General features: G+C 39.7%; 25 protein-coding genes. 10 read left to right on the top strand and 15 right to left on the bottom strand.

The genetic code is table 11. The features are described 5' to 3' along the window. Positions 1-33 precede the first annotated feature (33 nt). From NXS00_RS16125 to NXS00_RS16100, 6 genes are all read right to left on the bottom strand, one after another. Positions 34-2,187 (bottom strand): peptidylprolyl isomerase, encoded by a 2,154-nt coding sequence (locus NXS00_RS16125; RefSeq protein ID WP_258100273.1) that lies wholly within the window; start codon positions 2,185-2,187, stop codon positions 34-36. Between the two features lie 81 nt (positions 2,188-2,268). Then, entirely contained in the window at positions 2,269-3,543 is a 1,275-nt protein-coding gene (locus NXS00_RS16120) for a hemolysin family protein (RefSeq protein ID WP_258100272.1), read from the bottom strand. 182 nt (positions 3,544-3,725) lie between these two features. Beyond that, positions 3,726-4,274, bottom strand: coding sequence for an LPS export ABC transporter periplasmic protein LptC (gene lptC / locus NXS00_RS16115; RefSeq protein WP_258100322.1), 549 nt, complete (start codon positions 4,272-4,274; stop codon positions 3,726-3,728). A 28-nt stretch (positions 4,275-4,302) separates the two neighbouring features. After that, positions 4,303-5,607, bottom strand: a complete 1,305-nt coding sequence (locus tag NXS00_RS16110; RefSeq protein ID WP_258100271.1) for a tetratricopeptide repeat protein — start codon at positions 5,605-5,607, stop codon at positions 4,303-4,305. A 10-nt stretch (positions 5,608-5,617) separates the two neighbouring features. Then, complete coding sequence (gene bamG / locus NXS00_RS16105; RefSeq protein WP_258100270.1) at positions 5,618-6,880, bottom strand: BamG family beta-barrel-assembly machinery protein; 1,263 nt, start codon at positions 6,878-6,880, stop codon at positions 5,618-5,620. Further along, a complete protein-coding gene (locus tag NXS00_RS16100) occupies positions 6,877-7,596 on the bottom strand; it encodes a type III pantothenate kinase (protein WP_258100269.1) in 720 nt (239 codons plus the stop codon). Before NXS00_RS16100 ends, bamG begins: the two co-directional genes overlap by 4 nt. A gap of 44 nt (positions 7,597-7,640) precedes the next feature. Between NXS00_RS16100 and NXS00_RS16095 the strand changes: the two genes are divergently transcribed. The 3 genes from NXS00_RS16095 to NXS00_RS16085 all read left to right on the top strand — a co-directional run bounded on the left by NXS00_RS16095 (position 7,641) and on the right by NXS00_RS16085 (position 11,573). Further along, positions 7,641-8,702: an anhydro-N-acetylmuramic acid kinase gene (locus NXS00_RS16095; RefSeq protein WP_258100268.1), complete on the top strand. Its 1,062-nt coding sequence runs from the start codon at positions 7,641-7,643 to the stop codon at positions 8,700-8,702. Positions 8,703-8,767: 65 nt separating this feature from the next. Beyond that, positions 8,768-10,000 carry a Glu/Leu/Phe/Val dehydrogenase dimerization domain-containing protein gene (locus NXS00_RS16090; RefSeq protein ID WP_258100267.1) on the top strand — a complete coding sequence of 411 codons (1,233 nt, stop codon included), beginning with the start codon at positions 8,768-8,770 and terminating at the stop codon, positions 9,998-10,000. Positions 10,001-10,064: 64 nt separating this feature from the next. After that, positions 10,065-11,573 (top strand): sodium:proton antiporter, encoded by a 1,509-nt coding sequence (locus NXS00_RS16085; protein WP_258100266.1) that lies wholly within the window; start codon positions 10,065-10,067, stop codon positions 11,571-11,573. 44 nt (positions 11,574-11,617) lie between these two features. On the opposite strand, the gene NXS00_RS16080 is transcribed toward NXS00_RS16085, so the two are convergent. From NXS00_RS16080 to pdhA, 4 genes are all read right to left on the bottom strand, one after another. Then, the gene (locus NXS00_RS16080) at positions 11,618-12,928 is read right to left on the bottom strand and encodes an aspartate kinase (RefSeq protein ID WP_258100265.1); all 1,311 of its coding nucleotides are present in this window, start codon (positions 12,926-12,928) and stop codon (positions 11,618-11,620) included. 51 nt (positions 12,929-12,979) lie between these two features. Then, complete coding sequence (ribH, locus tag NXS00_RS16075) at positions 12,980-13,459, bottom strand: 6,7-dimethyl-8-ribityllumazine synthase (protein ID WP_258100264.1); 480 nt, start codon at positions 13,457-13,459, stop codon at positions 12,980-12,982. Positions 13,460-13,526: 67 nt separating this feature from the next. Continuing rightward, the gene (locus NXS00_RS16070) at positions 13,527-14,228 is read right to left on the bottom strand and encodes a tetratricopeptide repeat protein (protein WP_258100263.1); all 702 of its coding nucleotides are present in this window, start codon (positions 14,226-14,228) and stop codon (positions 13,527-13,529) included. A gap of 44 nt (positions 14,229-14,272) precedes the next feature. After that, the gene (gene pdhA, locus NXS00_RS16065; RefSeq protein ID WP_258100262.1) at positions 14,273-15,286 is read right to left on the bottom strand and encodes a pyruvate dehydrogenase (acetyl-transferring) E1 component subunit alpha; all 1,014 of its coding nucleotides are present in this window, start codon (positions 15,284-15,286) and stop codon (positions 14,273-14,275) included. Between the two features lie 94 nt (positions 15,287-15,380). Here pdhA and recF point away from each other — a divergent pair, with 94 nt between their 5' ends. Together recF and NXS00_RS16055 are read left to right on the top strand one after the other, a co-directional pair. Beyond that, positions 15,381-16,478: a DNA replication/repair protein RecF gene (gene recF, locus NXS00_RS16060; protein ID WP_258100261.1), complete on the top strand. Its 1,098-nt coding sequence runs from the start codon at positions 15,381-15,383 to the stop codon at positions 16,476-16,478. After that, the gene (locus tag NXS00_RS16055; RefSeq protein ID WP_258100260.1) at positions 16,475-16,759 is read left to right on the top strand and encodes a DciA family protein; all 285 of its coding nucleotides are present in this window, start codon (positions 16,475-16,477) and stop codon (positions 16,757-16,759) included. Before recF ends, NXS00_RS16055 begins: the two co-directional genes overlap by 4 nt. Positions 16,760-16,776: 17 nt before the next feature. On the opposite strand, the gene NXS00_RS16050 is transcribed toward NXS00_RS16055, so the two are convergent. From NXS00_RS16050 to NXS00_RS16035, 4 genes are all read right to left on the bottom strand, one after another. Then, positions 16,777-17,259 carry a hypothetical protein gene (locus NXS00_RS16050; RefSeq protein WP_258100259.1) on the bottom strand — a complete coding sequence of 161 codons (483 nt, stop codon included), beginning with the start codon at positions 17,257-17,259 and terminating at the stop codon, positions 16,777-16,779. Between the two features lie 32 nt (positions 17,260-17,291). Next, a complete protein-coding gene (locus NXS00_RS16045; RefSeq protein ID WP_258100258.1) occupies positions 17,292-18,083 on the bottom strand; it encodes a hypothetical protein in 792 nt (263 codons plus the stop codon). A 111-nt stretch (positions 18,084-18,194) separates the two neighbouring features. Next, positions 18,195-18,983 carry a DUF6048 family protein gene (locus NXS00_RS16040; protein ID WP_258100257.1) on the bottom strand — a complete coding sequence of 263 codons (789 nt, stop codon included), beginning with the start codon at positions 18,981-18,983 and terminating at the stop codon, positions 18,195-18,197. After that, a complete protein-coding gene (locus NXS00_RS16035; protein WP_258100256.1) occupies positions 18,983-19,459 on the bottom strand; it encodes a hypothetical protein in 477 nt (158 codons plus the stop codon). The genes NXS00_RS16040 and NXS00_RS16035 overlap by 1 nt, the downstream gene beginning before the upstream one ends. 100 nt (positions 19,460-19,559) lie before the next feature. Here NXS00_RS16035 and rimO point away from each other — a divergent pair, with 100 nt between their 5' ends. From rimO to NXS00_RS16010, 5 genes are all read left to right on the top strand, one after another. Further along, a complete protein-coding gene (rimO, locus tag NXS00_RS16030; RefSeq protein ID WP_258100255.1) occupies positions 19,560-20,873 on the top strand; it encodes a 30S ribosomal protein S12 methylthiotransferase RimO in 1,314 nt (437 codons plus the stop codon). A gap of 32 nt (positions 20,874-20,905) precedes the next feature. Next, on the top strand, positions 20,906-22,465 hold the full coding sequence (bshC, locus tag NXS00_RS16025; RefSeq protein WP_258100254.1) for a bacillithiol biosynthesis cysteine-adding enzyme BshC: 1,560 nt from the start codon (positions 20,906-20,908) through the stop codon (positions 22,463-22,465). After that, entirely contained in the window at positions 22,465-23,043 is a 579-nt protein-coding gene (locus NXS00_RS16020) for a 5-formyltetrahydrofolate cyclo-ligase (RefSeq protein WP_258100253.1), read from the top strand. Before bshC ends, NXS00_RS16020 begins: the two co-directional genes overlap by 1 nt. A 238-nt stretch (positions 23,044-23,281) precedes the next feature. After that, positions 23,282-23,659 (top strand): endonuclease domain-containing protein, encoded by a 378-nt coding sequence (locus NXS00_RS16015; RefSeq protein ID WP_258100252.1) that lies wholly within the window; start codon positions 23,282-23,284, stop codon positions 23,657-23,659. Positions 23,660-23,714: 55 nt separating this feature from the next. Beyond that, positions 23,715-24,701, top strand: a complete 987-nt coding sequence (locus NXS00_RS16010; RefSeq protein ID WP_258100251.1) for a YpdA family putative bacillithiol disulfide reductase — start codon at positions 23,715-23,717, stop codon at positions 24,699-24,701. On the opposite strand, the gene NXS00_RS16005 is transcribed toward NXS00_RS16010, so the two are convergent. Continuing rightward, a complete protein-coding gene (locus NXS00_RS16005) occupies positions 24,698-24,895 on the bottom strand; it encodes a hypothetical protein (protein WP_258100250.1) in 198 nt (65 codons plus the stop codon). The two genes, NXS00_RS16010 and NXS00_RS16005, sit on opposite strands and share 4 nt — an antisense overlap. Between the last annotated feature and the right edge of the window lie 196 nt (positions 24,896-25,091).

Raw genomic sequence — 25,091 nt, 5'->3', positions numbered from 1 at the left:
GGCTTTAGGTTTTGTATATTTCTTATCTTCTTATCAGAAGAATTTGTATCTCTTATCCTCAATGTCAGCAAACTCTTTTACTGCATTGTCAAGTGCTTGTGGCACAAACAATGGAGAGAAGCTTAATGGGAAGTTAGCGATTACCGTTTGTCTTGACTTACGCTCATTCGCAACAGTAGTTTTGTACGAGTCGTAGTTCTCCTGGTCAGAAGCTAATGTTTTAGAAGTGGCAGAAAGTACCAATACACCGTTTGTGATTTCAAAAGCTGCAGTTTTTTCACCTTCTTCTAAAGAGAATGCTACACCTACTGCCTCAGGAGCGAAACCTACATTCGGAAATGAGTTACTGTTCAATGTAAGATCTGCAGAACCAGTTCTAGCTTCAGTACCGTAAGCTTCTTTCATCGCATCAAAATCACCAGCACTTAGACCAGCAATTTTATCCTTGATGAATTTCGCCTTCTTCTCATTCAATACTTTGCTTTCGATTTCATTTCTAACCTGGCTCAACTTAGCAGTACCTTCCATTTGACGACCTGTCATCACAGCCACTACATATGTGTTGTCCAATTCAAATACGTCAGAAACTTTGTCTACTTCAGCATCATTGTACAACCAAAGTGTGATTGCTCTTGCATCAGTGATTACTCCAACTCTAGAATCATTTTTAGCAATGTTGCTTGCGTTTCTTACTTGAAGACCTGCTTCTTCTGCTTTAGCAATGAATGACTCAGTATCATCACTATTAGAAGCTAAAAGATCAGCTTGTCTGTAAGTTTCGTTCAAAGTAGCATCGCTTTCGAAAAGTTCTTTTTCGATTACAGCAACTTTATATGCTGTGTATGTTTTAGGCTCATCAATTCTGATGATATGGAAACCAAATGAAGTCTCAACTGGCTCAGCCAACAATCCTGTTCCTTTGTGAGCAAATACTGCATCTTTGAAAGACTGAACGAAGCTTCCTTCTTCACCAAACCAACCAAGGTCTCCACCATTGTTTGCGTTTGACTGGTCAGCACTGTTCTCAGCAGCAAGTTCTGCGAAATCAGCACCTCTCTTCAATTGCCTCAAGATATCGTTCGCTTTAGCTCTAGCCTCATCCTTTGCAGAAGCAGATGTTCCATCAGACTCAATCAAGATATGACGTGCTTTCACGAATGCTTCGTCACCTTCTGTGATGTCAGACAATTTTTGAACCGTATATACTCCGTTGGTCAAAACTGGTGCTGAAACAGTACCTACTTCAGCACCAACCAAACCAACTGGGATCAACCCTGGATCGTTGATAGTTCTGAAGTAATTAGTACCATCTGAATTTCTCATTGCATAGATGGAGTCATTATCAGCTGTAGCGAAACCTTCAGCCAAAGCTCTGATCTCATCTCTTACAAACGCACTATCATCAGCAGATGGCTCAATGTTGAATGAAACATAGCTAATGCTTCTTGACTCTTCTCTTTGATATTGCTCGCTATGGCTAGACAAGTAAGACTCCATCTCAGAATCTGAGATATTGAACATGCTGTCTTTAACACTGAAGAAAGGAACATAGAAGTAATCAACAGACATGTTACTGTTTTGAGCAACATATTTCGCTTTTGCTTCTTCTTTTGTTACAAAATCAGAGTTCTCCATCAAGCTGGCATATTTGCTTACTAGTCTGTTTTGAAGAAGACTTTGCTCAAAAGAAACCCAAGACGCTCTTTGTGCAGCAGCCTGAGGGTTGCTCAATGAGCTTAAAAATTGTGTAACGTTCGCTTTGCTAAACTCTCCTGTATTAGGGTCAGTAAAGAATTGCTTGATTTGAGGGTGAATGTTATTTCCCTGAACCATGTCCAGCTGCTCGTCTTCAGTTACTTGAATTCCAAGTTCTGAAAATTGAGGGTAATATGCGTTTTCAAGGATTAATGCGTTCCATGCTTGATCTCTAATTTGTTTTTGCTCGTTTGCCAATGGCTCTCTACCATTGTTTACTGCGAAAACATAAGAAAGCTCCTGAACCTTAGCCTGGAACTGCTCATATGAGATATCAGTGCCAGCTATTTCAGCTACATTTCTGTCATTACTACCAAAAAGCGTAGAGTTGGATTGGAAAAGATCCGTCAGAATGAATGCAAACATCGAGAATGCTACAAAAGCAACAACGATCTTGCCCATTCTCTTCCGTAAAGTGTTAATCAGCGCCATAATTTATTATGCGTAGTTTTTTTGAAGACGGCAAAAATAACCACATGTGCACTAATTAAAAAATGATTCTAAACCTTTGATTTACAACGCTTCTTCTCTGTCCAAAATGGTCAATTTAACCTTGTCAATGCGGTTTTCTTCCATTGTGAAGATGGTAAAATGGAATGGCGGGATCAAAATTGCCTCGTTTACAGTCGGAATATCTTCATGAAATGCCAAAATAAGACCACCTAAAGTGTCATATTCACCGACAGGAAGCTCCCAATCGTACTTGTCATTGAGATAATCTACTTCATGACGCGCGCTTAGTATGAAGTTGCTTTCGTCAATTTGCTCCTCTTCCAGGTATTCATCATCATGCTCATCTCTGATTTCACCAAATATCTCTTCGATGACATCCTCCATAGTGACAATCCCGGAAGTACCTCCATATTCATCAACGACCAAGGCAATGCTCTTACGCTCGGTGATAAATTGGATTAAGAGTTCGTTGGCCAACATCGTTTCTGGAACGATCAAAATTGGTGTAAGAATATCCTTGATCTTCTCTGGCTTCTTGAATAGTTCCAACGAATGGCAATAGCCAATCACTTCGTCAATTGATTCCTTGTACACCAGAATTTTAGAATGGCCACTCTCGATAAACTCTTCCTTTAGTTCAGCGATATCATCATTCACATCCACCGCAATAATTTCCGTACGCGGGATCATGCACTCACGAACTCGAATGGTCTTGAATTCAATGGCATTATTAAAAATCTTCGCATCAATCTCAGGCTCTTCCTCCTGCTCGATGTTGAGAATGTTTTTCTTGATATAATTATTCAGGTCTGTGAGTCCATAAACGGGCTTATCCTCCGAATAAGCAAAGCGAAGACCCTTAACAATCATAAACCTGGAAACTCCGGTAATTACCCATACCGCTGGATACAGTAAGTAATAAATAGCTGCCATTGGTAATGCAAAAACCGTCAACATGGTATCGGGATTGAGCATGAACAAGCTCTTCGGTAGAAACTCCGCCGTAATTAATACGATGATTGTTGACAATAATGACTGTAAAACAAGCACAGCAATATCCGAAGTAAAATAACCATATAACCATGGCTCAAGTAGTTTAGCCATGAGGATACCGTAAAGCACGATGCTCATATTGTTACCAACCAGCATCGTTGCCAGAAAATGGGATTTCTTGGTGACGAATTCAGAAAGGATTTTACCCGTAAAGGTTCCTTTCTTACTCATTACCTCAATATGCAGTTTATCTGCAGAGATAAAGGCTATCTCAATTCCCGAGAAGAAGGCTGAAAAAAGTAGGCAAACAAATATGCCCATGTAGAGCGAGGGATCTTCCATTGCTTAATAAAAATACTATTTCTTTTGCTCTCGTTGTGACTTTCGATACCAAAATACAAAAAGTAATATAACCGATATCATTAATGGGCTATAAGCCTGGCCGATTCCTACCGCCATCACCTCATAAATACCGATTACTAAAAAAGCCGCAGTTAGCGAAAATAGAATATAGTCTAAGAGTTTCATAGGTCATCAAGGAACATGGTCCCTTGAGGTTTGTGTATTTTGTAATTGGAAAAATCCTGATCTGCAGTAAGGCCTTCTCCGGTGTGAATATTATCACCTTCCTGGATGGTAACAAATCGCTCAGTGAAAAACTCTTCTTTGGAGGGATCCCAAAATAGTTCCTCAGTATTCAATTCATCTCCAGTATCGGAATTGGTCACTACCACGTTGCCTTCGGCTTTGTAAAGATCATCCTGAGAAGTGTAGTAGACGTAATCAGCTTTGAATGTGGAGAGAATGGTTCCGTCTTTATCCAAATACTCCAAATAGAGACCTTTTGTCCACTCACGGTCTCCGGTTTCAAAGTTGTTTTGCTTAGGCGCTTTTAAGATAACGCGCACTCTAGCTGAGTCGCTCATCTTGGTGAAGATGCTATCCATGGATATGGTAGGACCTTCATAAACTTCCTGGTTCAGGATGTCTTTTTTGTCTTCACATGATATACCCATACAGGCTAGTAAGCACACTATAGCCCAAACAAAAAAACGGTCATGAACGAACGTCATGACCGTTTGAAAATATGTTTTAACCTTATTAATTAGCAGGTCTTCTTTCAAGTTTTACAGTTTCGTTGATCCAACATCCTACAGTCAGGCTTTCTCCTTCTTTCATGTTTTCATTGAAGATTTCTTCAATAGAAGGGAACTGAGCTTTCGCAGATGCCATTCTTTGAGAATCACCAGCTTTCTGATACATCTCATAAGCAGCAAGGAATACACCTCTATCTTTCACACGGCTCACTCCTTCTTTACAGTCATCATAACTGTTCATGTAAAGGTCACCGATGAAGACATACGCTTCTTTGTTAGATGGATCAAATGCCAAAGCTCTTCTTGCACTTGATCTCGCACCAGACTTAGTTGATCCAGCCTGAGTTCTAGCTAAGCTCAAGTAAACTTCTGATTTCTTAGAATTGTCATCTGTCAATTCAACGGCCTTTTCGAAATATTCTTGTGCTCTTGCTTTATCTCCTTCAGCAGCTGCCTTCTGAGCAATGAATTTTGCGATACCATAGTCAGGAGAAGTTTCGTTCACCACCATAGCAGCTTCCATTGCCAACGGATCATCCGTACACTTTTGCTGAATCATCAATGCGAAAATGGTTTTTGCCAATTTCACATCTTTCGTTTCATGGAATTTTGGTCCCAATTTCTGAACTACGAATTCACAATCCACTTTCACAGTAGCCGTCAACATTTTATCAACGATATCCATGTATCTGTCAATCTTGTCAGCGTTACCACCGTTTGCTTTTATTTTTTCGAAGGTATCAGAAATTTGAGTGTATTTTTCAAATACTTCCTCATCAGACACATCACCACCAGTCAACTTATATCTTCTGATTACATCCATATAGGCTGTAAGGTTCGCAGTATAAAAGTCTACGCCATTCACCTCAAACGCTCTATTGAATAGCGCATAAAGCTCAGGGTACTTAGACTGGGTACCTTTATAGTATTTATAAGCAGTGTTAGCTTTTCTATTAAGTACATCCGCTTCGTCATCGAAATATTTGATTCTCAAATCATACATTTCAAGTGCCTTCTCCTGGTACTCCAAAGTTTTAGCCTTGTCTTCTGTAGATTCTGCCAATCCTTCGTAGATTTTTGCTCCATTGATATAGATAGAAGCATTCAAATCAGGAGTGTTTTTTAACAACCACGAATGTGGTCCTATCGCTGCGTTCCAGTTTTCCGCTTTTACAAAGTCTGCATAAAGTGCGTTCTTCTCTTTTGCTTTGTCCACTGAATCTCCCCAATTCCATCCTGGTTGTGCAACCGCTGCTGCTGCTGAGATCACGAACACAAGACTGAAAATGTGCTTAGTAATTGAATTCATAAGCTTTTGTTTAATCGTATCTTCTTTTAATAAACCACCTATCGTTTATCGTGGCACCTATAACCACTTGGAAATACCTCTCCTGTATTAAGTTGTTATCGGTTGTCCCTCTAAAACCATATTTGAAAGCAGCATCCAAACTGGAATAACCACTCACAGGAAAGGAAACTCCAAAATTAATACCAAAATCATTAATTTCTGTATTATTCTCTAGATAAGGTAGCTGACGCATGCTTAATCCCATTCTGTACGATGTTCTTTTCAGGTAGCTATTAATGCTAGAATAATCGGGGATAAACTCTATTCCTGTGCCAATAGAAACGGTATTTCTAGTGGCAGAAACTTCATTTGATTCGGTATCTTCCCAGTTGTGATATGAGAAATCGAACCCTGCTCTAAATTTATTTAATAATTCATAAGACACTCCGAATTCAAAGTATTGAGGAAGGTCAAATTCAATAGGAACTCCGATTGCAATGGTGTCTTTATCAAGGACAGTTCGAGAAGCAGAAATTCGATCAACAATTGTTTTTTGAGTGCCTGTTATCTTTTTAGATAGGCCATGAACAGCTCCGACTGTAATAATATTTTTCGTATCTATACGATACTGATAGGAAACTCCCAGATTTAATATGATATCAGAGTAACGAGCATCTTCATTGTATGACACTGCATAATTAGACACAGTTTCAGTGGAACTAACGAAAACACTTGACTCCTTATGCAAGGTTCCAAAGACATAAGATGCCTTGGCTCCTATTGTAAGCCGATCAAACAAACGAACTCCATTGGCCCACTGAACCTGTGTTAAACCACCCTCGCCTTTATAATCGATAGTTTTCAAAATGCTGTCTTGCAAATCAATGTAAGCCCTGCTCTGCGTATTATAATTCATTGTGGTAAGTGGAAGCACAGCAAAAGCAGTAGTCCATCTATCATTTACCACAGGAAAACTTACGGCCAATGCTCTTAAACTTCCTGATTGCGCTTTAGAATTGTCCAAATCTGCGGTATAGGTTCTAAAATCTGCTTGAAGACCTACCTGAAATGAACTAAACTTATTGTAAGTGAGTAAAGCAGGGTTTTGCAGGTTAATATGCCATGGAGTAGGCGTACCTGTTCCCACTTGCCCCATGGAAAAGTTATGGGGAAGACCTTGGAATAAGAACTCTCCTAATTGATGATTGGAATAAGGAGAGTTAATTGACTGAGCCGCCAATACACCTGATAAACACAGAGTAAGTCCCAGTAAGCCAAGTTTTATGATCTTCATTGATTCTTTATCAAAATTCTATTTAAGCCTGTCAGCACCAAATCAAAGTCCGCAAAGATGTGTGCTTTTAATTTGGATTCAAAGTGGATCGTATCTCCACCGGTCATCATAACGACCAAATCCTCATATTCTTTCAGAAAATGATCTATAAAGCCGTTCACTTCATGAATAGTTGCTGATAATGAGCCTGCTAACAAACACTCACGGGTAGACTTTCCCAAATTTTTTAACATTATTTCAGAGAATTCAGAACTTATATCAGGCAAAGCATCCGTATAGTGAGACATTGCCTTCATGCGCATCTTTAAACCAGGGGCAATTACGCCTCCTTGAAAGACACCATTTTTATCTATAACATCATAGGTAATACATGTCCCTGCATCTATGATCAAAATATTTTTATCTGGAAATGAAGTAAAAGCTCCAACTGCAGAAGCTAATCGATCTACTCCAAGCGTTTCAGGAGTATCATAATTAACCTCTATCGGAAGAGGCGTCCTATTATTTAGGAGGTGATACTTTTCATCATAAAATATCTTCTTGATCTGTTCGTCATAGTGTTTAACTGATCCAAAAATCCAGTGATGGGCGGATTTTGCATAAAATGAATGTAGGGCTTCGAGGTTTTCATGAATAGCCGTACTGATCAAATGTTCTCCTTCAAAAAGAGCAGATTTGATTCTGGTGTTTCCAATATCTACAGCTACATTCGGCATAATAATTTTTTGGTTCAGCTAGTCTATACAAAAATAAGAATCGTGTGAGTGAATACAATGTAATTGGTGTAATGTCAGGATCATCACTGGATGGTCTGGACGTTTGTGTGTCTGAATTCCGGCTATCTGGTCAGCGCTGGACTTACACTATTACTCACTGCGAGACAGTTACCATTCCAGAAGAAATCATCTCCCAATTACGTGGCGCTGATCAATTATCAGCTGCTGATCTCCAAGAGTTAGATAATTCATACGGTGAATGGATTGGGTACCAGCTAGTAGAAATTATAAAAACCAAAGAACTAAATGTCCAACTAATAGGGGTACACGGGCATACGGTTTTACATGATCCGCTTGTAAAGAAAATTTCACTGCAAATTGGAAATGGAGCGATCATTCACCAAATAACCGGAATTGAAGTAGTTGATAATTTTCGGATGAAGGACATTTCACTAGGTGGGCAAGGAGCCCCTTTAGTACCAGCAGGTGAGCATTATCTTTTCTCCGATCACAAAGCTTTTCTCAACTTGGGTGGGATATGTAATCTCTCCATACATGACAACCAAAAGATTCTGGCGTGGGATATTGCTCCTTGTAATCAAGTCTTGAACCATTTCGCCAAGCAACTTGGTCATTCCTATGACGATGGTGGCCAGTTATCACTGAAAGGACATAGAGATAACAATTGGCTGACATATTTAGGCTCTCTGGACTACTTCCATAAAACCCCTCCAAAATCTCTTGCCAATCAATGGACATCAGTTGTATTAAAGGGAGCTCCACAAAACCCCTCTGATGGATTGGCGTCGTATGTCTACTTTCTATCTAAAGAGATTTCGAAATCCATTAGGTCAGGTATTGAGGTAGAATCAGTCATGCTAACAGGTGGGGGAGCTTACAATCAAGTGCTAGTTGATCAATTGAACCAAGAGCTGAATGGGACGGTTAACTTGCATATTCCTTCTACTGACATTATAGAATATAAAGAAGCCTTGATTTTTGGTTTTTTGTCCTTATTACGAAAACTTAACATAGCTAATGTATTTGCATCAGCTACTGGTGCTCAGCAAGATAGTGTGTCTGGAGATCTTCATTCAGTTGTCTGAAGTGTTTCAAGATCAATATTTCATTAAATTTGCCGCCAATTTCATGTATAAACATTAATCCCTGAATGAAAGAATTACTGAAAAAATTTGAAGACAAAACCCCCGAAATTGTTTTCGAATGGTCTGATTCAGAAACCGAAGCTGAAGGCTGGGCTGTGATCAACTCGCTCAGAAATGGCGCAGCTGGTGGTGGTACGAGAATGCGAAAAGGCCTTGACAGACGAGAAGTAGAATCGCTTGCCAAGACGATGGAAATCAAATTCACGGTATCTGGCCCTCAAATAGGAGGTGCTAAGTCAGGGATCAATTTCGACCCGAAAGATCCAAGGAAAAAAGATGTTCTTAAAAGATGGTACCAGGCAGTGTACCCACTTCTAAAAGCATACTACGGTACTGGTGGAGATTTGAATGTGGACGAAATCCATGAAGTTATTCCTATTACAGAAAGTTTTGGTCTATGGCATCCACAGGAGGGTGTGGTGAATGGACACTATCATCCACCCAAGCCTCAGAAAATACATATGATAGGGCGCCTTCGTCAAGGTGTTTCCAAAATACTGGAAGATCAAAACTACGTGCCGACTTCAGATACAAAGTACACCGTTTCAGATATGATTACCGGGTATGGAGTGGCTGAATCAGTCAGACATTATTACAATATATGGGGTGGTGACATCACTCAAAAAAGAGCCATCATTCAGGGTTGGGGAAATGTGGGAGCAACAGCTGCCCTATATCTGGCCAAGTACGGGGTGAAGATAGTTGGCATAATTGACAGAGATGGAGGCATAATTGATGCCAACGGACTCGATCTGGATGGAGTGAAGAAATTATTCTTTGAAAGAAATGGTAATCAATTGGTGGCAGATAACACCATTCCATTTGATGAATGCAATCAAAAAGTTTGGTCTACTGGTGCGGAGATTTTCATACCTGCTGCCGCATCCCGTTTAGTATCCAAGGAACAGGCTGAACAACTGATTGCAAATAATTTGGAAGTTGTGGCCTGTGGCGCAAATGTACCTTTCAAAGACAAAGAAATTTTCTACGGACCAATAGCTGAATACGTAGATGATAATGTAGCCTTAATCACAGATTTCATTTCTAATTGTGGAATGGCACGTACATTTGCCTATTTGATGGATCCGAAAAACGATCGAAAAGTTACTGATGATGAAATTTTCAGTGACACTTCGCAAACGATTGAAAATGCAATGCAAAAAGTTTATGATGAAAACCCATCAAAAACTGGACTCGCAGAAGCCGCTTTTAGGATTGCATTATCCCAACTAATTTAAATAAGGCCTTGTTTTTCAGCCTGCAAATGATAATTTTAGTGAAATAGATGACCCATAAGCCTTGATGAATAGAGTTATTTTTACATTCCTTTTTGCCTTTTCTTTAATTGGTAACACTACAGGGTTTGAGGCTTTTGCGTCCGATCATGAAGATGATGGTGTAGAGCAAGTTTCAGAGCATCAAGTCGAAGAATCCCATGCAGATCAGTCAGAAGAACATGGCGCTGAAGAAGCTCACCATAGTCCTGCACCTTGGAGTGTGATACCTTTTGTGGTTCTGTTACTTATGATTGCCACAGGCCCACTTTTCTATGAGCATTTTTGGCATAAAAACTATCCAAAAGTGGCCATCGCTCTGGCAGTACTTGTAGTAAGTTATTACCTGTTTGTATTGCACAATTCGCACGGTCCTGTTCATGCTTTCTTTGAGTATTTCCAGTTCATTGCCTTATTAACTGGATTGTTCGTGGCCTCTGGAGGTATCATGATTATTGTTGACAAAAAAGCTGCTCCAGGCATTAACGTGGGCTTATTGGCACTTGGTGCAGTAATTGCCAACATCATCGGAACCACTGGTGCATCGATGCTACTCATCAGACCATTCATCCGTTTAAATAAAAACCGAATTAAGTCTTACCACATCATCTTTTTCATTTTTGTGGTGAGTAATATAGGTGGCTCTTTAACACCAATTGGCGACCCTCCTTTGTTCCTTGGTTTCTTGAAGGGAATTCCATTCTTCTGGACACTTACCAATAATCTACTTCCATGGCTTTTCGCTATATCCATCCTGCTGGTAGTCTTCTACTTTATGGATAAAGGAAACAAGGCGGACTATTCTTTTGGAGAAGACACTGCTACTCCGTCAGGTAAAATTGGGCTTCGAGGAACCAGAAATTTCGTCTGGTTAGGCATTGTGGTGGCAGCGGTTTTCCTGGACCCGAATGTATTTCCATGGGTTCCAGGCATCTATTATGATGGTCAAAAGTTTAGTTTTCTAAGAGAATTAATCATGTTGGGAGCTGCGTACTCATCATATAGATTTGCAGACAAGCAGGCTCTCAACGGAAACGACTTTAGTTTCGAGCCAATTCGAGAAGTCGCCTTTATCTTCATAGGAATTTTTGGGACAATGATGCCTGCATTGGAACTCGTAGGCAACTTTGCAAAATCCCCTGAAGGAGCTGAACTCATTACGCACAACACCCTATATTGGGGAACAGGAATGTTGTCAGGCTTCCTTGATAACGCACCAACTTATGTGAACTTCCTTACGGCAGGGATGGCAGCTGATGGTGCCAGTATTAATAGTGTAAGTGATGTTATAGGCTATGCAGGAGGCAAGTTTGTGGATTCAGTCATTGAACTCAAAGCGATTTCAGTTGCAGCCGTATTCTTTGGAGCAATGACATACATTGGTAATGGTCCTAACTTCATGGTTAAGTCGATTGCTGAGCAAGTAGGTATTAAGATGCCGTCATTCTTTGGCTACATCATCCGCTTCAGTATTCCATTCCTGGTTCCATTGTTGATCCTGGTATGGTTCGTATTCTTCTATCTGGAAATATTATAAAGAGTTATATAAAAAGAGCCGCAAGTTGCGGCTCTTTCTTTATATTAAAACAATGCTTTGTGAAGCTTGATGAGTGAATCCTTCATGTAATCATGTGGCACCAACAACGAAATGTTGTTTCTACTACCACCATAGGAGATCATTCTTATCGGAATTTCCTCCATCGCTTCGAAAATTGCCGTTCCAACTCCTTTTCTAGAAGCAATGTGATCACCTACAATACAGATAATCGCTTGTTCTCTGTCTACTTCAACAGTCGCGTATTTACCAATCTCTTCAATGATCTCTTTTAGATGATCAGAATTATCAATAGTCAATGAAACAGCAATCTCTGAGGTAGTAATCATATCAATAGGTGTACGATACTTCTCAAATACTTCAAAGACTCTTTTCAAGAAACCGTAAGCCATTACCATTCGGTTGGATTTGATCTTGATAGCTGTAATATGATCTTTAGCAGCTAGTGCCTTTACTTTTTCAGGCTCGGTCTCATTCGAAATCAATGTACCGTGTGCCTCTGGATCCATAGTGTTCTTGATCCTTACTGGCACTTCATTCATCTGTGCAGGTACGATACAGCTTGGATGCAATACTTTCGCTCCAAAATAGGCTAACTCACTCGCTTCTTCAAAACTCAAGTGAGCCAATGGACGTGTATTGTCTACCAAACGTGGATCGTTGTTGTGCATACCGTCAATATCTGTCCAGATCTGCACTTCTTCTACTTTTAATACCGCACCTACAATGGTTGCTGTATAATCACTTCCTCCTCTTCTTAGATTGTCAGTTCCTCCAGCAGCATTTCTAGCAATATAGCCTTGAGTGACAATGACATTTTCATCTAGCGAAGACAAAAGGTTCTCAAGTTTTACTTTGGTGGTTTTAAGATCTGGCTCAGCATATTCATCCAAAGCCATGAAATCCAAAGCAGGAAGTAAAACCGCCGATTTACCTATAGAGCTTAAGTACTCCGTAAATAAATGTGTGGAAATCAACTCTCCCTGGGCCACAAACATTTTAGCCACTTGCTCGGTGAAACGTTCCTCAATCAGGTTGTTGATGTCAGAAAATTTCTGATCTATGAATTCAATGTTGCTTTTGACGTAAGCCTCGTCTTTATAAAGGTTCTTTACAAACTCGTGGTACTTGCTGTGCAGTTCTTCAGCTACTTTCTTCGCCTCATCCTTCTGCTCATTTTCACAGTAGTCTGACATGCTTACCAATGTGTTGGTCGTACCAGAGACAGCACTTAACACCACTATTTTCTTACCCTGCACTCCTGCGATAATGTCTGCAACCTGCATCATTCGCTCCGGTGAACCTACTGACGTTCCACCAAACTTTAAAACCTTCATTTTCTAGATTTGTGATTAATTATTAACAATTGAGGGTTATGTTGTTGGTTGTTATTTTACGTTGAGCATCTTCACCGCTGTTGCTGCAGCTTCGTCACCCTTATTGCCGTGTTTTCCACCAGCTCTATCCATGGCCTGCTTTTGGTTATTGGTTGTCAACACACCAAAGATTACTGGCTTGTCGTATTTCAATCCGACGTTGGTAATGCCATCCGCACATGCCTGGCAGATAAAATCAAAATGTCTGGTTTCGCCCTGAATCACACATCCCAAAGTGATCACCGCATCAATGTCCTCTCTCTTAGCCATCCACTGAGCACCAAGGCTCAGCTCGAAGCTACCAGGTACATTCATTCTCTCGATGTTTTCTCTAGAAGCGCCTAGTTCCAATAACGTTGTAACTGCTCCAGAGTAGAGTGCTTCGGTTACTTCTTCGTTCCACTCGGAAACGACGATACCAAATTTGAATCCAGACATGTCCTTGATGCCGGATGTCTTGTTGTCACTTAAGCTTTTTAATGATGTTGCCATAAAAACAAAAAAAGGGGTGATCCTTGCTGGCCCACCCCTTTAGATTTTTTTCAGAAAATTCTAAATATTATTCGGCAGCCAGTCCTTGCAGTCTGGCCTTGTGTTTCTTCGCTTCTTGTACCAAAGATGAATTTGGATACTCGTCTACAATCTGTGCATATGCATCAGCCGCAGCTGAGAACTTACCGTTTGCCTCTTGAGCAACCGCTAACTTCTGAAGATAGATTGGAGTATATTCTTTATTTGGCTTGTGGCTTGCAGCTTTGTCATAAGCAGACACAGCAGCAGAGTAATCACCTAGTTCCATGTTTGCATCACCTACCAAAGCATACGCTCTAGCTTGCACTACATAGTCAGAACTGCTGAATGACTCCAGGTAACTAATTGCGCTTTCAGCATTTCCCATTTTTAGGAACGCAGTACCCGCATAGAAGTTAGCTATGTTGCCAGCATCTGTACCACCGTAGTTATCGATGATATCAAGGAAACCATAGTTGATACCGTCACCGTTCAATGCTTTTCCAAGGCTATCAGCCTCGAAATAATGCACAGCCTGGAACATTTCCTTCTGAGCCTCAGCATTTTGACCAGTGATATAGTACTTGTAACCAAGGAAAGCCAAAATCGCGATAGCAATTACGCCTCCTATTCCGAAAACCAAATTCTTGTTCTTCGAACTATTGAAAAACTCTTCAGCTTTACCAGCAAGCACTTCCGGATCTTCGAGTATCTCGATCCCCTCTTCCTTCTTGGTTTTTGTATTAGCCATTTGTCAAATAAAAATTTTAAGGACGCAAAGATATACTTTTTGCATTAATCCGTCACGTAAGGATAATTTTCTTCTGCGTAAACGTCTGTGTACGCGTCAGATGCAGGTGGCCAGTCTGATTTTTCAGCAAAATCAACACATTCCATCACATCCTCCTTCAATTTCTTATCCAAAGCTTTCAGGTCTTCTTCTGTAGACCACTTCTTTTTAAGGATCACATCTTTTACCTGCTCGATAGGATCTTTTTTCTTGTATTCTTCAAGCTCCTCTTTGGTTCTGTATTTAGCAGGGTCAGACATTGAGTGTCCTTTGTATCGGTAAGTTCTGAACTCCAACAAAGTAGGGCCGTCACCTTTTCTTGCTCTTTCTGCAGCCTCAGCTACCGCATGGTGAACTGCTTCTACAGACATTGCATCTACTGCTGATGAAGGCATGTCATACGCCTCACCTAGTACATACAGGTCTGTAACGTTAGAAGTTCTTTTTACAGAGGTACCCATCGCATAACCATTGTTTTCTATACAGAAAATCACTGGAAGCTTCATGGTCATCGCAAGGTTCAATGCTTCGTGGAAAGCCCCCTGACGAACTGCACCATCACCCATGTAACACATACATAGGTTATCTGTACCACTATATTTTTCAGCAAAACCAATACCTGTACCCAAAGGAATCTGTCCTCCTACGATACCATGTCCACCAAAGAAACCATTCTCTTTGTCAAACATGTGCATAGAACCACCTTTACCTTTAGAGATACCGGTTACTTTACCATAAAGCTCTGCCATAATTGCTTTTGGATCAGATCCTAGTGCAATTGGGTGAGCATGGTCTCTATATGCTGTAATGTATTTATCTCCTTTTTTCAATGCCGATACTGCACCAGAGACACAAGCCTCTTGTCCAATATATAAATGGCAGAATCCACGGATCTTTTGCTGTCCATAAAGTTGACCAGCTTTTTCCTCAAATCTCCTCATGAACAACATGGACTCGTACCATTCCATGTACTGCTCTTTGCTGAATTCTTCTTTTTTTGTCTTTGATTTGGCTGCCATGTGCAAATAAGCTTACTGTCTAATGTTAGTTTTGCGCTTTCAGTGTCCTTCAAGCCTTGCGAAATTAACCGAAAAAGGCCTTGCTGCAAAATCTATGAAGCTCTTAAGTCTTAAACTCACACATTTTAAAAATTATCTGGCGCTGAGCGTCGAGTTTTCGGCTGGAATTAATTGTATCGTTGGGAAAAATGGAATGGGCAAAACCAACCTCCTGGACGCCCTACACTACATTTCGATGACTCGCAGCGCGCTGAACACGGTAGATCAGCAAAACATTACCCACGAGCAACCTTTTTTTGCCATCAACAGCAAATTGGAAATTATTGACAAGGAACACGCCGTGAATTGCTACCTGGAGCAGGGTAAAAAAAAGATTGTGAAGGTAGATGGTAAGGAACTAGAAAAACTAAGTGACCATATTGGTATGGTGCCTTCTGTTTTGATCACACCAGACGATACCGAAATCATCAAGGAAGGAAGTGAAGTTCGAAGAAAGTTTTTTGACAGTGTGATTTCACAGCATGACAGAAGCTATCTGGAAGATTTGATGGCCATGCAGCGCCTACTCAAGCAGCGCAACAGCTTCTTGAAACAAAATGCAGGAAGAAGAAGTCTCAACAAGCAATTGCTGGCGGTCTATGACGAATCTTTATTGCCTCTTTTTAAATCCGTTGCTGTTAAACGGGCTGAGTTCATCAAACAATTTATTCCATACTTCCAGAAAAACTATGAATTGATTTTTGATGGTGCCGAGAGTCCGATAATATCCTACAGATCCAATGTGGTCAAAGACGATTTTGAGCATCTTTTTAAAGAAGCTCTTGAAAAAGATATTATTCTGGAACGTACCACCATGGGTGCTCAGAAAGACGATTATGTTTTTAAACTCAATGATCGTCCAATCAAAAAATTTGGTTCGCAAGGTCAGCAAAAATCTTTCATCCTCGCTTTGAAACTAGCGGAGTATGATTACTTGAAATCACTCAAAGGATTTAATCCACTTTTACTGCTGGATGATATTTTTGACAAATTGGATGACCAACGAATCGAAAGCCTTGTAAATTTGCTAACTGATAAGGAGCGCTTCTCACAGATTTTCATCACAGATGCAAGAATCGAGCGTTCCAAAGCCTTTTTTGAGGGCAAAGAGCAGGTAAGCTTTTTTGAAATAGAAAACGGAGAATTGATATGAGCGAGCAGTCTAATTCATTTACCAACGCATTCAGGAAATTTTTAGTCAACGAAAAATTGGATACCAAGTATCGTGAAAAGCTCTTAGCTGAATCATGGGGAGATCTAGTAGGTACTCCAATCGCTTCAAGAACCTCTTCTGTCTATGTAGCCAACAAAATTCTTTTTGTGAAATTGACTTCAGCACCACTGAAACAAGAGCTAACCAACAACAAAGAGAAAGTGAAGGGCTTACTCCAAAAGGACTTTGGAGATCTATTTAATGATATCAGGTTTATTTAACCTCATAGATTCAATAATCAATTAATAATGACCCGTTCGTGATTAGAAAGAATAAACTGTCCTTGATCACTATTAAGCTGAAACTCAAATCGATGCCATTCAATATTCATCAATAAATTGATATTATTTTGATTAGCCTCAACTAAATGGAGCACTTTTTCTTGCTCGTGAGGCAGCAATGTTTGGATCAATGCATCAAAATTTGACTTATTAGAATTCAAGCTCAGTAAGACATTGATTTTTAGTTGTAACGTCTCCTCTAAAACATCGATTGGTTCAATTTCAAATATCCTCGAGAAGCCATTTATGAAGTGTAAATCGTCTGGCTTACCTGAGTCCTTCAAAAATTTTACTTTGAAACCCGATATTGACCTTGGCGGCATGAAATTTAGTCCATCATATTTATAGCTGATTAATAATTCTTTCTTTGGACTTGACTTCAAATCATTTTCAACCAAGTACTCCAATGCCTGAAAATAAATTGATTTATTGGTTGCCATAAATTCCTACTATTAAAATATTATCGTATTTCTTAATCTACTTCACGACCAACCTTACCCAATGAATTAAATTCATGACACAGTTGGTAAAGGAAATAGTTAAGTTCCCGCAGTTGAATTGGATTTAGTGGAGTTGAGAAATTCACTGTCTTATCTTCCAATTCAACCTCATAATATTTTATACTTCTACTGTTGATTTGAAGGGCATTGAAAGGATTATATTCCACTTGAAAATCATAACGATGTAAACCCGTTAATCTTAATAAGTATTTTAATTTTAGCAATGAGGCACTATCTAGTTGACCAGACAAATAATTTCGGTCGGATGATTCTTCTTTTAAGTTCCATCGCTCATCTGCTTTAATGACTCGAATTTCACCTTCATTATTTATTTCCACATTGCACAAAGTGCATGGTTTGTAATGTCCTCGACAAGAATCTCTATAAATAAGCTGTTTCAAGCTGAATGGACTTTCAAAAGAATAATCCCTGTAAAAAACCACCGATTTCTCGTTAAAGGCAACTTTTGATTGACTTGAGATTGGCATTAAAGACATAAAACCAGGTTTTTGCTCTTCAATCACGAAGCCATAATGTTGATTTTCTTTCCAAAATTCCAATGTGTCATTGCTTAAATTCACTTTCATCGCAGTGATATGACCATTGATGTCAATCAAACTCTCATTTAGTGAGGTGAAAGCAGTATCGTATATGATCATCAAATCATCTGCACTATTAAACCAAGCACCATAATATTGTTGAATTTGAGCTTTTAGTACACTCGAAAAACCTAAGAGGAATATGAGGATGGAAATTTTTTTCACGCTTAACTAATCTAGACAGAAGATAATTAAGCAGTATCAGCTATCCTCGACATTTACAGAGATTTATTCCAAAACTCGAAGGTTCTCTCTTATAATTTTATTTCGGCAGGTTTATTTAACAGCTGGCAAACCCGGAATTAGCTGTTGCTTTTCACGCCATCTAATGGCCCAGCCAACGTAGTAATTGAAGCGTACCGCAGTATTATCTTCATAAAGGCCAAACCCTGCCACGTCATAAGGAGCAAATTCTCCGACTCCTTTGACTTGTCTTAGGACTTTGTAACGAACCGTATAACCCATGTACAAATCTTTCCAAACTTTGGCGGTAAGTCCAAGTGTAAACTCCATCCAGTTGGCTTTTAAATCAGGATTTTCAGCAGTTACTAATCTTTCCTGATTGCCATCTCCCCAGGCATCACCAGTTCTGGTATATCGTAGCTGATCACTGTAATTAGCATGCGCATATCTTAGTCCAAAGACAATGCCGTGACCTTCTTTATTTTGTCTTAGAAAGTTTACCTCCGGACCGAAGCTGAAATAAGTCCCGTCGCTACTATAATCGAAGATCTCGCCTCGATTGGTAGATTCTTGCCCATATTCGGCAGTGAAAAAGAATTGATCAAAATCGATACTGGCTTGAAAACCTTGTCCTGTTCGCTCTGCACCAAAGACCGTAGAAAACGCAGGCACCATATCATAATTGATCTTGACCATAGAAGGCGCCCAATCACGAGGAATCTTTTTGCGATTTTTACGCATTTCAGACACAGACATCTGTTTTCCTCCAGAAGATCTCGCAGCTCCAGTTGCCTGATTGACTCGATTTTGCAAGCCCTGGCCAATTGACAATTGGGTTAAACCAAGTGAGAAGAACGCGATTATGACTAGTTTTCTGATCATTAGAAATACACCTCCACGTTAGTTCCCACTGCAATATCAACATTCCTATTTACCAGCACCACAGAATCAAAATCTGGACTATATACAGAATCTAGCTTGAAACTATATACCGGTTCACATTCATCATAATAAATTCTGAGATGTGGCTCGTACAGCATAGTTAATTCATATTGGATGGAATCGGTATCGAATAGGTATTTCACTTCATGTGTTTCACCATTTAGCAAAAGCGGCATGTACGTAGTGGTATCGTATGCTACAGTGTCGTCATCTAGTGTGCTAAATAAATAATATTCACTAGACTCCTCTTGTACTAAAGAAAAAGCCACTGTTTTCTCATACTGCTCCACAGAATCAGCTTCATAAAAGTACACCCAGGCATACTCCGTGCTGGATTCCAGCTCACAATCCTTGATTTCCTGGCAGCTGGCAATCGCCAACCAAACCCCTATAACTATGAATAGTCCTTTTCTCATACTTTCAGAATGGCCGTAAAGTTATAATAACCAATAACTATTGAACTTATTATAGGCCTCATTTTGTATTAGCTTTGCAGATTATTGAAAAGCATACGGCGTGAAGACTAAAAAGATCAAGAAGGATAAGGTAAACATTGTGACTCTGGGCTGCTCCAAAAACCTGGTAGACTCGGAAGTAATGTTAACTCAACTGAGGGGAAACGATATCGATGTGACGCACGAGTCTGTAAAAGATGACTCCAATATCATCATTATCAATACGTGCGGATTTATCGACAATGCAAAGCAAGAATCTATCGATACCATCCTGCGATATGTAGATGCGAAAGAAGAAGGCTTGGTTGATAAGGTATACGTAACCGGATGTCTTTCTCAGCGATACAGAGAAGATCTGCAAAACGAGATACCACAGGTTGATTCCTGGTTTGGAACGATGGAGCTTCCGCTTTTGCTCAAAAAATTTAAAGCAGATTATAAGCACGAGTTGTTAGGTGAGCGTATCACCACTACTGATCAACATTACGCTTATTTGAAAATATCAGAAGGTTGTGACAGACCATGTAGCTTCTGTGCAATACCACTAATGCGAGGTAAACACGTCTCGAAACCAATGGAACAGATCGTGCAGGAAGCTCAGTCATTGGTTAAAAATGGCACCAAAGAAATTCTTTTGATCGCACAGGACTCCACTTATTACGGGTTGGACCTGTACAAAAAGAGAAATCTGGCTGAATTGATGGATCGTCTGGCTGATGTAGATGGACTGGATTGGATCAGACTACACTACGCATTCCCAACAGGATTCCCAGAAGACGTGTTGGACGTGATGGCTAACCGAAGTAATATCTGCAACTATCTGGATATTCCGCTACAGCATGGTAGCACTGAAATGCTCAAAATCATGCGTAGAGGAACTACAAGAGAAAAAACCGAACGTTTATTAAATACCATTCGCGATAGAGTGCCGGATATTGCTATCCGCACGACATTAATCACAGGTCACCCTGGTGAAACGGAAAAAGAATTTGAGGATATGCTAGATTTCGTCGAGAAATCACGATTCGAGCGACTCGGAGTTTTTCCTTATTCACACGAGGACAATACCCATGCATTCAGTATGGAGGATAATGTCCCGGAAGAAATTAAACTTCAGAGGGCTGAACGCGTTATGGAAGTACAGGAAAGTATTTCTGAAGAGATCAACAACCAAAAAGTAGGCAAAACATTCAAAGTCTTAATCGACCGAAAAGAGGCTGGACAATTTATTGGACGAACTGAACACGACTCACCAGAGGTGGATAATGAGGTATTAATTGATGCCAACGAACATTATCTACGTCTAGGAGATTTCGCTAATATTAAAATCACCAGCGCAAGCCCGTTTGATCTTTACGGAGTACCAGTAAAATAAAAACTGAAAATCGCACAACGGATTTATAGCCGATGAAACTAGAAACGGTACCCTTTGACGAAACGGAGTGTTTTGCTCCAATCTTTTTAGATTATATCAACAAAAAAGAGTCTTTGACTCCTTTTTACAATGCATTCCCGGATCTGGAAAATTTCCAGCAACTTATCAGCAAACGAACGCTGAGTGAAGACCATCGTGCGATATTGGTTCATGTGCTAAATAGGCAATATGGTCCGCTAGATAAGCATGAGGCGGTGGATTTCAATATCCATAGCCTGGGAAATGACAAGACTTTTACCGTTACTACAGGTCATCAACTAAATATTTTCACTGGTCCTCTTTATTTCATTTACAAGATTGTGACAGTGATCAATGCCTGCAAAGCACTGAAAGCAAAGTATCCGGAATATCACTTCGTACCAGTTTACTGGATGGCAAGTGAAGATCACGATTTGGATGAAATCAGCTATTTCAATCTTTTTGGTAAGAAATACGAGTGGAAGACAGATCAAAAAGGCCCTGTTGGTCGGATGAAACCGCATTCGCTAAACAGCGTAATTGACCAGCTTCCAGAATCAGTTCCATTGTTTGAGCAAGCATATTTGGATCACGATACATTGGCAGATGCCGTGAGATACTATGTCAATGAGCTCTTCGGGGATCAGGGACTAGTTGTAGTAGATGCGGACAACCCTAAACTGAAGCGATTATTTGCTCCGGTTATTGAGAAAGAAGTTTTTGAAAATCACTCCAATCGATTAGTAGAAGCGAAATCTCAGGAGCTAGATGCTGCTGGGTATAAAAACCAGGCATTTTCCAGAGAAATCAACTTCTTCTATATGCAAAACGGTCTTCGTGAGCGGATAGTGAAAGAAGGAGAGTTATTCAAAGTGCTCAACACTGAAAAGGTTTTCTCTGCTGCAGAAATGGAAGCAGAGATTAAGACACATCCGGAGAATTTTAGTCCAAATGTGATCATGCGCCCACTATATCAGGAGACCATTCTTCCTAACCTGGCTTACTGTGGTGGACCTGCAGAAATCGCTTACTGGCTACAGCTGAAGGGTGTATTTGATCATTACGAAACGTTCTTCCCTGCTTTGATGCCACGCGTATTCAATATGGTAGTGAACAAAGCTGTTCAGAAGAAAATAGATAAGCTCAACCTCACTAAAAAAGATCTATTTAAAAGTGCAAATAAGCTCAAAGAAGACTATCTGGATCAGCATGGACAAGGTGATTTTGACTTGAAAGAAGAACGTGCAGAGCTAGGAAAGTTATTTGAGCAAATCAAGACCAAGGCAGAGACGATTGATGGATCTTTGACTGGTTTCATTGGTGCTGAAGGGGCAAAAGGGTTTAAAATTCTAGACTCCATTTCTAAACGCCTTAAGAAAGCTGAAGAGCAGAATAACGAAACCGCACTTTCACAAATTGACAATATCAAAGACAAGCTATTTCCTAATGGAAGCTTGCAGGAGCGACATGATAATTTCTTAAATTTCCAATTGAACCACGAAGGCTTTATTCCTGAGTTGTTAGATAAATTTAACGCGTTTGATTATCGCTTTCATATACTGCATGATGCTTAATGTCTGATGCTAAAGCCAAGGTAAGAAAAGGGGTATTGTTTAATCGTAGACTTCTAGATTCAGAAGTTTTTGAGTCTAGAAATGCTGCATTAACCAATCGCTTGTTTGATTTCTTGGAACAGCAATCTGTAACCAGCGTACATGTTTTCTTACCCATTGCTAAGAATAATGAACCCAATACCTGGCCTGTTATTGAGCTGTTAGTAGAAGCGGGAGTGACAGTTGTGGTCTCCGCTACTGATTTTGAGAGGAAAATCATGACGCACTACACCTATAATGAGTCGCTTATTTTCGAAAACGATCGTTTTGGCATTCCTACTCCTGTCAATGGTGAGCAAGCCGATATGTCCACTATTGATGCTGTGATTATTCCACTATTAGCTGCGGATAAAAAAGGGAACCGAATAGGCTATGGCAAAGGTTATTATGATCGATTGCTAACAGAAATGCAGTCAAACTTGTTGAAAGTAGGAGTAAACTTGGGGCCAACCTTTGATCATTTTACTTTTGCTGAGCCCCACGATATTAGCCTGGATTATTTAGTTACCCCATTTGAGGTGGTAGAGTGTGATAGATAAACCTGAGTATGGTTCTGATTTTTTGAAAAATCATATTTGAATTAATGTTGAACAATTTAGAACCTCCCCAACCCCTCCTTTAAAAGGATGGGCTTATGGATTGTTGTTGAAAATTAGGTGTGTCATCTGGAACGATGATTTTTTAAATAAGAGTACCATAAAAGAATTGATAACATACTGAATTAAAGCACTTCTGACCCCTCCTTGAGTAGAAGGGGCTACGGGGTGGTAGAGATAAATGGATCATCAACAGCTAAATAATAAACCTGAACTTAAAGAGATTAGAAAGTCTTTAAGGAATAATGCCACTGAAGAAGAGGTGATTCTATGGCAATATCTGAAGGGTAAGCAGCTAGAAGGTCGTAAATTCAGACGTCAACACAGTTTTGGTGAGTATATACTCGACTTTTATTGCCCTACGGAATCTCTTGCGATTGAGCTAGATGGGTATCACCACTTTACTGAAGAAGGTAAACAATTGGATCAAGAACGAGATTTATTCTTGAAAGAACATGGCATTAACGTTCTAAGATTTAGCAACAATCAGGTTGTTAAGGATATTCAGAATGTTCTTCAGAAGATTAAGTCAAATTTCAAAAGCGATAATGATATGTAATCCAATCTCTCGATTGTGAGAGGATACAAATGGAAAACTGAAAGAAATAATACACATGAAAGAAAATACAGATATATTGATCATTGGGGCTGGTCCTATTGGGCTGGCATGTGGAATAGAAGCTTCTAAAGCTGGCTTGAGTCATGTGATCATTGATAAAGGCTGTCTGGTAAATTCTTTATACAACTACCCGAAGAACATGACCTTCTTTAGTACTTCTGATAAATTGGAAGTGGGTGGAGTTCCTTTCATATCACATAATCCAAAGCCAACTCGCTCTGAGGCTTTAGAATATTTCCGAAGGGTAGCCTCCTCATGGAACCTCAATACCAGGCTGTATGAATCAGTTAATGAAGTTAACAAGTTGGGAGACTTGTATGAAATAAACACAACAAAAGGATCGTATCAAGCCAAAGCCATTGTCATCGCTACTGGATTTTATGATTTGCCGTATCTGCTAAATGTTCCTGGTGAAGATTTACCGAAAGTAAAACACTATTATGATGAGCCACATCCATACTATGACATGGATGTACTGGTGGTGGGTGCTGCGAACTCATCAGTTGATGTTGCACTCGAAACCTGGAGAAAAGGTGCCAAATCCGTGACTATGGTCATTCGCGAAGAAGAAATTAATCCCCGAGTGAAGTATTGGGTGCGTCCAGATATTGAAAACCGAATCAAGGAAGGATCCATCAAAGCTTATTTCAAATCAAATATCACAGAGATTCATGAACGGTCAGTGGATATTATGACTCCAGAAGGTCCAAAATCCATCCCTAATGATTTTGTGCTGGCTATGACTGGGTATCAGCCAGACTTTTCTTTCCTCAAAAGTGTTGGAGTAACTATTGGTTCTGATGATTTCATGACTCCTTTTTACAATGCAGAAACCATGGAAACTAATGTCGAGAATATTTATCTCGCTGGAGTAATCTGTGGTGGCCTCAAAACCAATATCTGGTTTATAGAAAACTCCCGTGTACATGCCGAAATGATCGTGGAGGATCTAAAGAAAAAATGGGCAGAGCTCGAAGCTTAAGCTACAGCCAGTTTACTGGAGATTTCCGTAGACGCACGATTTAGATTTTTGAGAATCTTTTCTGCACATTTTACTTCAGAATGATCAAATTCATAAACAACTGTAATTTCACTGCTTGCCTCTTTAATGGTCTTTTCAGTAAAATCTCCCATTTCGTACATTCCAATGTTGCTATTGTGCCATAAGTAAATCATGTCGTATATCGTTTAGGTGTTATTGACTATTCAACGGTAGTTACGACAAATACCCTACCAAACGGATTTCAAAAATTTTAAAAGTAGGTATTCTCATCATTAAAATAGGTAAATGACTGATTCACAGCCCATAAGAAAACACATTATGCATTCATTAACTTAATTACTTATACAAAAATAGAACTAATGCATTATA

Source organism: Marinoscillum pacificum, assembly GCF_024714495.1.
GTDB classification, from domain to species: domain Bacteria; phylum Bacteroidota; class Bacteroidia; order Cytophagales; family Cyclobacteriaceae; genus Marinoscillum; species Marinoscillum pacificum.
Note: the sequence above shows the minus strand (reverse complement) of the source record. Positions and strands in the feature narration are given on the sequence as shown.